Origin of the sequence: Halomonas hibernica (genome assembly GCF_013183775.1) — a bacterium.
Taxonomy (GTDB): Bacteria; Pseudomonadota; Gammaproteobacteria; order Pseudomonadales; family Halomonadaceae; genus Vreelandella; species Vreelandella citrativorans.
The window spans coordinates 108,182-120,804 of sequence record NZ_VIFN01000001.1 but is presented as its reverse complement, the minus strand read 5'-3'; the positions used below and the strand labels follow the sequence as shown (position 1 = coordinate 120,804).

Here is a 12,623-nt window from a genome sequence, read left to right as displayed (position 1 = left end):
ACACGCTAATTTTTATCGCCCGCTTATGACACGCGGCCATTGCGGTGGCCGGTGCCTATGTCCACATTACCAGCCCAGTGAAAACATGGTTTCAAGGTCGTGGCGTGAATGTACCTGCATGGCGTTAAGCGTTTCCGTATCGCTGATCCCCTCAACCTCGTTAAGGCGCTCGGTCACCAGCTCAGCCAGGCTTTCAAAATTCGGGGTACGCGCAATGGCTACCAGGTCATAACGCCCACAGGTGGAGTACACCTCACTAATGCCTTCCACGTCCGCTAAACGCTCTGCTACTGCTTTAACCTGGCCTTTTTCGGTATTAATTAAAATAACTGCGTTTTGCATAGCGCCCTCACTAAAAAAATGTAAGTGATACCGAGGCCTATCGTCATTTTACTCACACCGTCTACACCTGTTTAATGGCGTAATACGCAAGAAAAACGTCAACAGCCGCCAAAGCGTGGAGTATAACAGGCCTGGTTAAATCCGCAGCCTGGGCACGAAATCTCTCTAAATCCTTGCCTTGAACGAAGAAGTCGCGCGCCACGCATCTATTCGTTAGCATGGGCGGATAACAACGCGATATTTAGGGTCAAATGAGAGTGACCTATAAGGAGAGACCATGGCTAATCAGAGCCGCCGTCATTTTATACGCACCAGTGTATGGGGACTGGCAACCCTCCCCTTGGGCATCGGTATTTTATCGAAAACGGCCTTTGCTCAGTCGCTACCTCGCCTTGACCCTTCCGTACCGAGTGCCCAAGCGCTGAGCTATGTTGAAAAAGCGAGCGATGCCAGCGACCACCCTGCTTATACATCAGGTGAACGGTGCGACAACTGCATGTTTTATACCTCTGGTAATCAAGGCTGCCAGCTGTTTCCTGAAAACAGCGTTGAACCTGGTGGCTGGTGTCAATCCTGGGTGGCTCAGGGGTAAGGCTGCTAGGGTCTGTCTGAAAAGTCGACGAGCGAAGACAAGACAAGGCAAAAATTGGCGAAAAAACGGAGTTTACATGTGTAAATGAGTATTTTGAGCCAATTTTTAACGCCGTATTGTCGAGCGCAGACACTTTTCAGACAGAGCCTAAAAATCCCTGCCAAACGCAGGGCTTTATACATTACTCACCGGTAAGCTGTGACCATTTACGGGTTGTCTTTACTTTCCTCCTCTATGGGCCAACGGTAGCGATGCGTCACCCGCCCTTCATCCATGGAAACCAGTCGTACGGGGAACCCCCAAAGCTCATGCAGGTGCCGAATAACCGGGTAGGCACTACGCCCAAGGGGGCGGCGACCGTCCTGCACGTGGTGCAGTGTTAATGAGCGATCGCCCCGGATATCAGCCTCAACCACTTGAATATTTGGCTCTTTCACCGACAGCGCGTACTGAGTAGAAAGCGCATCGCGCACCCGGCGATAGCCCTGTTCATTATGAATAGCCGCCACTTCGAGCGTTTCCGCCTGATCATCATCCACAATTAAAAACAGCTTAAGGTCGCGCATTACCTTGGGCGACAGAAACTGCTGAATAAACGACTCATCCTTAAAGTTGCGCATAGCAAATTCAAGCGTACTGCGCCAAGGCGTGCCCGCAATATCAGCAAACCACTGATAATCTTCCTCGGTCGGTACTTCGCATATCCGCTTGATGTCCATAAAGATGGCAAACCCCAACGCATACGGATTGATGCCGTTGAAGTAAGGGCTATCAAAGCCAGGTTGATTAATAACGGCGGCGTGGGACTGCAAGAACTCAAGCATCAGACCCTCATCAACATCGCCTTCGTCATACAAGCGGTTCATCAACGTGTAATGCCAAAAGCATGCCCACCCCTCATTCATGACCTGAGTTTGGCGCTGGGGGTAAAAATACTGCGCCAGCTTGCGCACAATACGCACTATTTCACGCTGCCAAGGGGCCAATAACGGGGCATTTTTTTCAATAAAATAGAGCAGATTTTCCTGAGGCTCTGGCGGATAAATTCCACCGCTGTGCAGGCCTAGCGGGTCGTTGTCGCTGTTAAGGCTACCAGGCAGCGGTGACGCATTGCCAGGCGGCTCAGGAATCGTACGCCACAGCATATTAACCTGCGTTTGCAGGTAGGCTTCCCGTTCATCCTGACGCTTGGCCTCCTCTTCAGCCGAGATCGGCGAAGGTCGTTTATAGCGGTCAACGCCGTAATTTTGCAGTGCGTGGCACGCATCCAACAGTTGCTCAACCGCATGGACGCCGTGGCGCTCTTCACATTTGGCAATGTAGTGACGTGCAAACACCAGATAATCAACGATCGATTCAGCATCGGTCCAGGTCCGAAACAGATAATTGCCCTTGAAGAAGGAATTATGCCCATAGCAGGCATGCGCCATGACCAGCACCTGCATCATCAAGGTGTTTTCTTCCATCAAATAGGCAATACAAGGGTTGGAATTAATCACCAACTCGTACGCCAGGCCCATTTGGCCGCGTTTGTAAGCTTGCTCAACGGCCAGAAACTGCTTACCAAATGACCAGTGATGGTAGCCCACCGGCATACCCACGCTGGCGTAGGCATCCATCATCTGCTCGGTGGTGATGACTTCCATTTGATTGGGGTACGTATCCAGGCGGTACTCATCAGCAAGCACAGCGAGCTTGTCGTTAAAGCGCTCCAGGACGCTAAAGCTCCAGTCAGAACCGGTCACAATGGGCTTTTGGGATGCATTCATAGCGCACTCCTCAACACGCACGCGTTTAGCGCGCTTGGTTCAAGCGGCGTTTAAACAGCTCACGAAAAACAGGATAAATATCGCTGGCTTCGACAATTTGGCGCATCGTAAAGCGTTCAGGAAAGTGCTCAGCAACGCTCTGATACTCATGCCAAAGCGACTGATGATCGTGAGGGGTGATTTCTACATATGCGTAGTACTGAAGTTGAGGCATCAACTTTTTAATCAGCAAATTGCGACAGGTACTGGAATCATCGTCCCAATTGTCGCCATCCGATGCCTGGGCCACGTATAAATTCCACTGCTCGGCGGGATAGCGCTTTTGAATAATGTTATCCACCAGCGTGAGTGCGCTTGAGACAATGGTGCCGCCCGTTTCGCGGGAGTAAAAGAACTCCTCCTCACTCACTTCTTTTGCGGCAGTATGGTGGCGAACAAACACCAGCTCGACCTTTTCGTAGTGCTTCTCTAAAAAAAGGTAAAGCAGCAGAAAAAAACGCTTCGCAATGTCTTTATGGTTCTGGGTCATGGAGCCTGAAACATCCATGACACAGAACATTACCGCCTGGCTTGAGGGCTGAGGTTGCGCGGCCAACTGGTGATAGCGCAAATCGTAGGTATCAATAAACGGCACTGCCTCGATGCGTTTCTTTAAACGCTCGATGTCAGCCTTCAGTTCAGCTACCCGTGCCGGATTACGTAGCACGCTGTCCTTGCGCTCTTCTGCCTCCAGCGCTTGCTCAGCTTCTTTTAGCGCCCGCTTGATCGGTGCTCGCATGGCAATACGGCGGGCGTAAGCCTCCCGCATGGAACGCGTAATACTGATACGCGAGGGCACGCCATCCCGGGAAAGGCCCGCGCGCACCATTTTCACTTCTTCCAATGATTTAAGCGGCTTACGCTGCAGGTGCGGAAGCTCCAGACCATCGAAAACAAACTCTAAAAACTCCTCTCGGCTAAGCGTAAACGCAAACTCATCGTTACCTTCGCCTTGGTCAGAAGCGCTCCCTTCACCCGCACCGCCTCCGCCGCCTTGGCCACCGGGGCGGCGAATCCTGTCACCCTGTAAAAACTCTTTATTACCCGGCGAAACGATATTGCGCGCCCCACCAGGGCCATGCTGAAACACCGGCTCGGAAATGTCCTTGGTGGGGATAGAGATGTTTTCACCACGCTCCATATCGGTAATGGAGCGGCGGTTAACCGCCTCTTCAACAGAGCGCTTGATATGCTGACGGTAGCGCTCCAAAAAGCGCTGCCGGTTAACCGCGCTCTTATGTTTAGCGTTAGGTCTTCGATCAATAAAGTAGGTCATACGACCTCCTTAACCCAAAGGGCCTTTGCAGTACCAGCGCTTACTGCGACTTACGCACGCGCAGGTACCACTCGGAAAGCAGGCGCACCTGCTTCTCGGTATAGCCGCGCTCCACCATCCGAGCGACGAAGTCCTCGTGTTTTTTCTGGTCCGACGTTGAGGCCTTGGCATTAAACGAGATGACCGGCAAAAGCTCTTCGGTATTGGCAAACATCTTGTGCTCAATAACCCCTTTAAGCTTCTCATACGACTGCCAGCTGGGGTTCATGCCGTTGTTCTGGGCGCGCGCTCGCAGCACAAAGTTCACCACTTCATGACGGAAGTCCTTGGGATTGGAAATGCCCGCTGGCTTCTCAATTTTTTCAAGCTCTTCATTAAGCGATTGGCGATTTAACTGCTCGCCAGTATCCGGGTCGCGGTATTCCTGGTCCTGAATCCAGAAATCGGCATAGGTCACATAGCGATCAAAAATATTCTGCCCATACTCACTGTAGGATTCGAGATAAGCCGTTTGGATCTCTTTGCCAATAAACTCCACATAGCGCGGCGCCAAAAATTCTTTAATAAAGCCCAGGTAACGCTCAAATACTTCAGAGGGTAGTTGCTCACGCTCAAGCGCTTGCTCCAGCACATACAGCAGATGCACCGGGTTAGCGGCAACTTCGGTGCTGTCAAAGTTAAATACCTTGGAAAGAATTTTGAACGCAAAACGGGTGGAGAGGCCTTGCATACCTTCGTCCACACCTGCGGCATCGCGGTACTCTTGTATCGATTTGGCACGCGGGTCGGTATCTTTTAGATTTTCACCATCGTACACGCGCATTTTGGAGTAGATACTGGAGTTCTCAGGCACTTTTAACCGAGACAGTACCGAGAATTGCGCCAGCATGCGTAGCGTATCGGGTGCGCAGGGTGCGGCATTGAGGGAAGAGTCTTCCAGTAGCTTTTGATAGATTTTGATCTCTTCAGACACTCGCAAGCAGTAAGGCACTTTGACGATATATACGCGGTCAAGAAAGGCCTCGTTGTTGCGGTTATTGCGAAATGCCTGCCACTCGGATTCGTTGGAGTGCGCCAGGATAATGCCATCAAACGGAATGGCGCCCATTCCCTCCGTTGGGTTGTAATTCCCCTCCTGGGTGGCGGTCAACAGCGGATGGAGCACCTTGATCGGCGCCTTAAACATCTCAACGAATTCCATTAACCCTTGGTTAGCGCGGCAAAGCCCGCCCGAGAAGCTATAAGCATCCGGGTCATCCTGGGAGTAAAGCTCAAGCTGACGGATATCGACTTTACCCACTAACGAGGAGATATCCTGGTTATTCTCGTCACCCGGTTCCGTTTTAGAAATCGCTACCTGGTGCAGCCGCGAAGGATAAAGGCGCACTACACGAAACTGGGAAATATCGCCGCCGTACTCTTTTAAACGCTTGGCAGCCCAAGGGGACATCACACTTTTCAGATAGCGCGGCGCAACCCCATACTCTTTTTCAAGCAGTTCGCCATCCTCTTCCGGTGAAAATAACCCAAGCGGCGACTCATAAACGGGTGAGCCTTTAATGGCGTAAAACGGAATACGCTCCATTAGCAGTTTTAAGCGCTCCGCAAGTGATGATTTACCACCCCCCACCGGCCCCAGCAGATAGAGAATCTGCTTGCGCTCCTCAAGCCCTTGGGCGGCATGACGGAAGTAAGCCACTATCTGCTCAATGGCCTCCTCCATACCATGAAATTCAGTAAATACCGGGTAGCGGCGTATTACCTTATTGGAAAAAATACGCGATAAGCGCGGATCTTTTGCCGTATCAATCACAGCAGGCTCGCCAATGGCGTCCAGCATGCGCTCTGCGGCGCTGGCATAAACCGTTGGGTCACGACGACAAAGCGCCAGATACTCTTCCAAACTCATGTCTTCTTGCTGTACGCGGGCAAAACGGTCTTGAACGTGGTCAAAGATGCTCATGGAACCCTCCTATGGCCATCCCCAGGCAATCACCACCCGGATGAATATTTTATCGTGGTGAGCCGAACGAGGTGTCGCTCTATTAGCGTAGCCAGCATTAGCAAAATGTGATGACTAAAACTTCAACGCTAACATGTGATACGCATAGGCATACGCCAGAAAAGTCCCGCACTTCAAAGGCAGGATGTTGATACAACAGGCTTTTAACCAAAAAGCACTTCATCAGAAACGTTTAACGATTCACTAATGATCAACATTGGCATGGCGGGCCAGGCGTCACGCCTTTTTATTGAGTGTCTACAAAAAACCGCCGCTGCGTGTGCAGCGGCGGTACAAAAAGCGATACGCCTGAAACCTCCTGAGTCTTGCTACCCAGAGTGCTGTTCAAGCGCGACGTTGACATCCGCGATCAGTAAATCCAGTAATTCAACGGTGGTATTCCAGGCACATACAAAGCGTGCCCCTCCGGCGCCAATAAACGTATAGAAGGTCCACCCCTTGGCTTTTAGGGCGCTAATTGCATGGGCTGGCAACTCAACAAAGACGCTGTTTGCCTGAGCAGGAAACATCAACGACACACCAGGCAGCGCTTGCAGCCCTTGCGTTAAATATTGTGCCATTGCGTTAGCATGTTGAGCATTGGTGAGCCACGCCCCGCTCTCCAAAAGGCCCAGCCACGGCGCTGATATATAGCGCATTTTGGATGCCAACTGACCTGCTTGCTTGCAGCGATACGAAAAATCTTCTGCCAGCTCGCGATTAAAGAACAAAATCGCCTCGCCCATCGCCAAGCCATTTTTAGTCCCAGAAAAACACAGTGCATCAACGCCTACCTGCCAGGTCAGCTCGGCAGGTGTAGCATTCAAGCTGGCACAGGCATTGGCAAACCGAGCGCCATCCATGTGTAGGCGCAAATCATGCTTATCGGCAATCGCGCGAATGGCCAGCAGTTCTTCACGGGTATATACCGTTCCTACTTCGGTCGCCTGGGTCAGCGAAACCACTTTAGGTTTCGGGTAGTGAATATCGCTACGCCGCGTCACTAGGGCCTCAATCCCCTCAGGGGTAAGCTTGCCATTCGCCCCTGGCGAGGTCAGCAGCTTGGCGCCATTGGAGAAGAACTCCGGGCCGCCGCACTCGTCGGTTTCAATATGCGCCAGCTCATGACAAATCACGCTATGGTAACTGCGCCCCATCGCAGAAAGCGCCAGTGAGTTAGCCGCAGTACCGTTAAAAACAAAAAACACTTCGCAGTCATAATCAAACATTTGACGAAAGCGGTTCGCCGCACGCTCGGTCCAATGGTCATTGCCATACGCCAGGTCATCAACCTGATTAGCGTCCAGTAGATACGCCATGGCTTCCGGGCAAATACCAGAAGTGTTATCGCTGGCTAAAAAACGGGGGGTACACTCCGACGTCATGACAATTATCCTTATACCTCATATTGTTACAGCGCCAGCTGGGTGCCACTAGCGCCTTTAACATCACGTTATGCTTAATAAGGTGATGGATCAGTCAGTCTATCGTCATTTATGGACGAGCGTCACCCGCCACTATCAACGCGGTTAAAGCTGGGCAGCCAAGCGCATTCCCTGATCAATAGCGCGCTTGGCGTCAAGCTCTGCCGCCTCATCGGCACCGCCAATGATATGAATCGGTTTACCGAGCGCTTCAAGCGGCGCCACTAAATCACGCACTGACTCCTGCCCCGCGCATACCACCACCGTATCCACACCCAGCACGCTGTCCTCGCCATCGCGGCGAATATGCAGCCCATCATCATCAATTTTAAGATACTCGCAGCCCGTTAAGGTTGAAACGCCGCGCGCCTTTAGCGAAGCCCGGTGTACCCAGCCAGTGGTTTTACCCAGGTACTTGCCAGGCTTAGAGGTTTTACGCTGTAGCATGACAATGTCACGTGAGACAGCGGGCGCCACAGGGGCTTTTAAACCGCCGCGTTCGCTAACGGCCAAGTCAACGCCCCACTCGTCGCACCAGGTATCAACATCAAGGGCCGGATGCTCTTCATGGGCCAAAAGCTCGGAAACGTCAAAACCAATACCGCCTGCCCCGATAACGGCAACCCGGCGACCTACCCGCTCGGGGAATTCAATGGCATCGGCATAGCTCAGCACACTGGGGTGTTCAGCGCCGGGCAGCGACAGCGTGCGCGGGCGTACGCCGCTGGCGATGATAATATCGTCAAACTCAGCCAGTGCTTCTGGAGTGGCACGGGTGTTCAAGCGGACCTCTACCGCGTACTTTTCCAGCATGACGCGGTAGTAGCGTAGGGTTTCGTTAAACTCCTCTTTACCAGGAATCCGGCGCGCGTAGTTAAACTGCCCGCCCAGCGTGTCACGCTGCTCAAACAGCACGACGTGATGGCCCCGGCTGGCGGCGGTAACGGCCGTGGCAAGCCCCGCTGGCCCACCGCCCACCACGGCCACGCGTTTAGGCGTGATAGCGGGTTCAATCACAAGTTCGGTTTCATGGCAGGCGCGCGGGTTAACCAAGCAAGAGGTTAGCTTGCCTGCAAAGGTGTGATCCAGGCAGGCCTGGTTACAGGCAATACAGGTATTGATTTCATCGGCCTGCCCCGCTTCGGCTTTACGTACCCACTCAGGGTCTGCCAAAAACGGCCGCGCCATGGACACCATATCGGCGTGGCCTTCGGCCAGCACCTGTTCGGCAATCTCTGGCATATTAATCCGGTTGGTGGTGATCAGCGGCACCGAAAGCGCTGCTTTTACTCGCCGGGTCACTTCGGTAAAGGCCGCACGTGGCACGCTGGTGACAATGGTGGGAACCCGCGCTTCATGCCAACCAATCCCGGTATTGATGATATCGGCACCCGCGGCTTCCACCGCCTGGCCAAGCGTGACGATCTCTTGCCATGTGCTGCCGTCTTCCACCAAGTCAATCATCGACAGGCGAAAAATCACCACAAAGCGCTGGCCCACTGCCGCTCGAATGCGTTTAACAATTTCCAGCGGAAAGCGAATGCGATGCTCAAAACTACCGCCCCAGGCATCGCTGCGCTGATTGGTCCGCTGGCAAATAAACTGATTAATCAGATAGCCTTCCGAGCCCATTATTTCGACGCCGTCATAACCTGCCTGTTGCGCCAGGCATGCGCAGCGCACGTAGTCGGCAATTTGCTGCTCAACGTCGTCACTACTTAGTTCACGGGGAGTAAATGGATTAATGGGTGCCTGAATTGCCGAGGGCGCCACCAATTCAGGCGAGTAGGCGTAGCGCCCCGCATGGAGAATCTGCATGCACAGGTGCCCGCCTTCCGCGTGAACAGCCTCCACCACTTGGCGATGCTCTGCCAATTGGGTCTCATCGGTTAGCGCGTTGGCGCCCTGAAACACCGCGCCTTCCGGATTTGGCGCAATCCCCCCGGTGACGATTAAACTTACCCCGGCCCGCGCACGCTCAGCATAAAAAGCCGCTAATCTTGCAAACCCATTGGGCGTCTCTTCCAGGTTGGTATGCATGGAGCCCATTAAAATGCGGTTGGGCAGCGTTAAATGGCCAATCGTAATTGGCTGGAAAAGATGCGGGTAAGCGGGCGCACGGGTCATCACGGTTCTCCTTGGCGTTATTCAAACAAGCGTATGACATCCAATCGCCGTCGTACAGCCCTTTACGACTTACCAGGGAGATCCAGAGCCATCGTTTCTCAGTCTTGCTCATTGCGTTAAAGCACGTAACATTATTCGGCTAACGATAAGGAAAACCGCTATGCCGTTGATTTACTTTTTGCCACCACTAGCCACCGTGCTGATCTGGTCGGGCAACATGACCATTAATCAGTTGACCGTAGGCGCGATTGCGCCGAGCAGCATCGCTTTTTTACGCTGGCTGTTGGCGCTAGCGGTGATGACGCCCTTCGTGCTTCCGGCCGTGCTTCGTCATCGTGCAGAAATACGCCGTAACTGGCCGAAACTCGCCTTACTGGGTCTTTTAGGTATGGGGCTATGGCAAGGGTTGGCCTATGTTGCAGCGGAAACCACAACGGCTACCAACATGGGTATTCTAGCTGCGATGGTGCCGCTTTTGACCGTGTTGCTGAGTGCGCTTATCCTGCGTGAACCGCCAACCCTGGGCGGCGTTATGGGCGGCGTGCTGGCCTTTATCGGCGTCACCGTGTTGCTGGGCCGCGGTAATCCCTTATCGCTTCTTCAGCTTGAGGTTGCCCATGGCGATGCGCTAATGGTGGTGGCAGCCAGCTGCTACGCGCTCTACGGCGTTATGCTAAAGCGCTGGAAAATGAACTTACCGCCTTGGGTAATGCTCTATGCTCAGGTATGTTTTGCGGTACTGTTTTTGCTGCCGCCCTATTTGATGGGGCCAATGACGCCTGTGGATAGTCAAAACATTGGGCTTATTCTCTATGCAGGCATTCCTGCCTCCGTCATTACCACATTTTTATGGATGCGCGCGGTCCGCCAAATTGGCGCTAACCAGGCGAGCATTTTTATCAACCTGATGCCTCTGTTCAGCGCACTGATTGCCATGGCGATGCTGGGCGAGCAAGTGGCAGGCTTCCACTTTACCGGTGGACTTCTGATTCTGGCGGGCGTCATCATGGCGCAAACCTTGACGCGCCCACTGGTGGGAAACGTGTCGGTGAATAAGCCGGGCAGCGCCTAGCCATCATGTACTAGGCTGTTTTCTTTTTTATTCTGGAACCCCCTGATATGTCCCTGGAAGACCTGCATCTAAATGTGCGCAACCTGACGAGCGATGATTACGATCAGCTCAAGACATTGATGGACGCTGTCTATCATAATATTGGCGGCGCCTGGCCCCGCCACACCATCGACAAGCTGATTCAGGAGTTTCCCGACGGCCAGATCGCCATTGAAGATGACGGCAATCTGGTAGGCGTCGCGCTAACGGTTCAGGTGGATTACGACGAGTTTTCCAACCCGCATAAATATGACGACCTGATTGGCCATCGTGAGATTATTCTCAACGATGAAAATGGCGATGCGATGTACGGGCTGGATGTGCTGATTCACCCGGACTACCGCGGTTACCGCCTGGGGCGGCGCCTTTACGAAGCGCGCAAAGAGCTGTGTCGTTCGCATAACCTGCGCGCCATTTTGGCGGGCGGGCGCATTCCCGAATACTATCAGCATGCCGATGAGCTAACGCCGGCCCAGTACATCGAAAAAGTCTCTCGCAAGGAGATTTATGATCCCATTCTGTCGTTCCAACTGGCTAACGACTTCCAGGTAAAACGCCTGCTGCGCAAATACCTGCCCGAAGATGAGCAGTCCAAGGGCTACGCGACCCTGCTCGAGTGGAACAATATTCTCTTTGAGCCTGCCGAAAACGTGCTGGATACGCGCCCAACCCAAGTGCGTGTTGGCGCCGTACAGTGGCAGATGCGTGAGTTTGCCTCGGTAGAAGCCGCCCTTCAGCAGATTGAGTATTTTGTCGACGCGCTTTCAGATTACCAGAGTGACTTTGCGGTTTTTCCGGAGCTGTTCACCACCCCGCTGATGGGCTTGCAAGACCGCGCCGCTCAGCAGGACCAAATGGCGGCGATACGTTTTCTGGCAGGCTTTACCGAACGCTTTAAAACCGAACTTTCACGCATGGCGGTCTCCTACAATATCAATATTGTTGGCGGCTCAATGATTGAAGTGGGCGAAAATGACCGGCTCTACAACGTTGCCTACCTCTTCCACCGCGATGGTGAAGTCGACAAGCAAGCCAAGCTGCATATCACTCCTCAGGAGCGTCGCGATTGGGTAATCGAAGGCGGTGACAACTTGCAGGTGTTTAACACCGATGCAGGCCGCGTGGGCATTTTGATCTGCTACGACGTAGAGTTCCCGGAACTCGGCCGTCTACTGGCCGATCAGGACATGGATATTCTGTTTGTGCCGTTCTGGACCGACACCAAGAATGGCTACCTGCGGGTTCGTCACTGTGGCCAGGCACGTGCCATCGAGAACGAGTGCTACGTGGTACTCTGCGGTAGCGTCGGCAACCTGCCCTCGATTGAAAACCTGGATATCCAGTACGCGCAGTCTGCCGTCTTTACCCCTTCTGACTTCGCCTTCCCCCACGATGCAGTGCTGGCGGAAACCACACCCAATACCGAGATGATTTTCTTCTCAGACCTGGATTTGACTCGCCTAACCGTGGTGCGCGCAGAGGGCTCAGTGACGAACATGAAGGATCGCCGCAAGGATCTGTTTGATCTACGCTGGCGGGACTGGTCCTTGAAATCCGGCTCCATTGAAGTATAAGTGCGAACCGGAAGTACCGGATGGCAAAGCGCCTTTCGTGGATTACTTTGCAGGCTGCTTCAAGGAAAACCCGGACTACCAGAGCGAGATCGTGCGTAGTGCGACCGATGACGACCTGGTCTGGGGTGATGAGGATCGCGGTGAGGCCGTTGTGGATATCTTCCGCGTTGAAAATGAAATGATCGTCGAGCACTGGGATGTCATCCAGTCTGTGCCGGAAGAAGCGGCCAACGACAACACGATGTTTTAAATTAGACAGCTACGTTTTAAATCGGGTAGCAGTCAATTTTATTTGGCCCTAAAGGGCCTTTTTTATAAACAAAAAAACTACCTACCGGTCGGTAGCTTTTGTATTATGATGCATCGC

Annotated in this window: 10 protein-coding genes; 4 read left to right on the top strand and 6 right to left on the bottom strand. The window is 53.1% G+C overall.

Annotated features, from left to right (window positions below; genetic code table 11):
• Positions 1-66 precede the first annotated feature (66 nt).
• The gene (locus FKN99_RS00580) at positions 67-342 is read right to left on the bottom strand and encodes an Lrp/AsnC family transcriptional regulator (protein ID WP_172116086.1); all 276 of its coding nucleotides are present in this window, start codon (positions 340-342) and stop codon (positions 67-69) included.
• Between the two features lie 277 nt (positions 343-619).
• On the opposite strand from FKN99_RS00580, the gene FKN99_RS00575 reads away from it, so the two are divergent.
• Positions 620-934, top strand: a complete 315-nt coding sequence (locus tag FKN99_RS00575) for a high-potential iron-sulfur protein (protein WP_172116085.1) — start codon at positions 620-622, stop codon at positions 932-934.
• Positions 935-1,140: 206 nt separating this feature from the next.
• Here the strand turns inward: FKN99_RS00575 and FKN99_RS00570 are convergent, their stop codons facing one another.
• The 5 genes from FKN99_RS00570 to FKN99_RS00550 form a co-directional block, all read right to left on the bottom strand.
• The gene (locus tag FKN99_RS00570) at positions 1,141-2,703 is read right to left on the bottom strand and encodes a SpoVR family protein (RefSeq protein ID WP_172116084.1); all 1,563 of its coding nucleotides are present in this window, start codon (positions 2,701-2,703) and stop codon (positions 1,141-1,143) included.
• 25 nt (positions 2,704-2,728) lie between these two features.
• Positions 2,729-4,018: a YeaH/YhbH family protein gene (locus FKN99_RS00565; protein WP_172116083.1), complete on the bottom strand. Its 1,290-nt coding sequence runs from the start codon at positions 4,016-4,018 to the stop codon at positions 2,729-2,731.
• 40 nt (positions 4,019-4,058) lie between these two features.
• On the bottom strand, positions 4,059-5,981 hold the full coding sequence (locus FKN99_RS00560) for a PrkA family serine protein kinase (RefSeq protein WP_172116082.1): 1,923 nt from the start codon (positions 5,979-5,981) through the stop codon (positions 4,059-4,061).
• Between the two features lie 368 nt (positions 5,982-6,349).
• Complete coding sequence (locus FKN99_RS00555) at positions 6,350-7,405, bottom strand: threonine aldolase family protein (RefSeq protein ID WP_172116081.1); 1,056 nt, start codon at positions 7,403-7,405, stop codon at positions 6,350-6,352.
• 144 nt (positions 7,406-7,549) lie between these two features.
• A complete protein-coding gene (locus FKN99_RS00550; protein ID WP_172116080.1) occupies positions 7,550-9,571 on the bottom strand; it encodes an NADPH-dependent 2,4-dienoyl-CoA reductase in 2,022 nt (673 codons plus the stop codon).
• Between the two features lie 160 nt (positions 9,572-9,731).
• Between FKN99_RS00550 and FKN99_RS00545 the strand changes: the two genes are divergently transcribed.
• The 3 genes from FKN99_RS00545 to FKN99_RS00535 are packed head-to-tail and all read left to right on the top strand — an operon-like array spanning position 9,732 to position 12,506.
• Positions 9,732-10,643, top strand: a complete 912-nt coding sequence (locus FKN99_RS00545; RefSeq protein WP_172116079.1) for a DMT family transporter — start codon at positions 9,732-9,734, stop codon at positions 10,641-10,643.
• 47 nt (positions 10,644-10,690) lie between these two features.
• The gene (locus tag FKN99_RS00540; RefSeq protein ID WP_172116078.1) at positions 10,691-12,256 is read left to right on the top strand and encodes a bifunctional GNAT family N-acetyltransferase/carbon-nitrogen hydrolase family protein; all 1,566 of its coding nucleotides are present in this window, start codon (positions 10,691-10,693) and stop codon (positions 12,254-12,256) included.
• Positions 12,246-12,506: a nuclear transport factor 2 family protein gene (locus FKN99_RS00535; RefSeq protein ID WP_253926933.1), complete on the top strand. Its 261-nt coding sequence runs from the start codon at positions 12,246-12,248 to the stop codon at positions 12,504-12,506. Before FKN99_RS00540 ends, FKN99_RS00535 begins: the two co-directional genes overlap by 11 nt.
• Positions 12,507-12,623 lie beyond the last annotated feature (117 nt).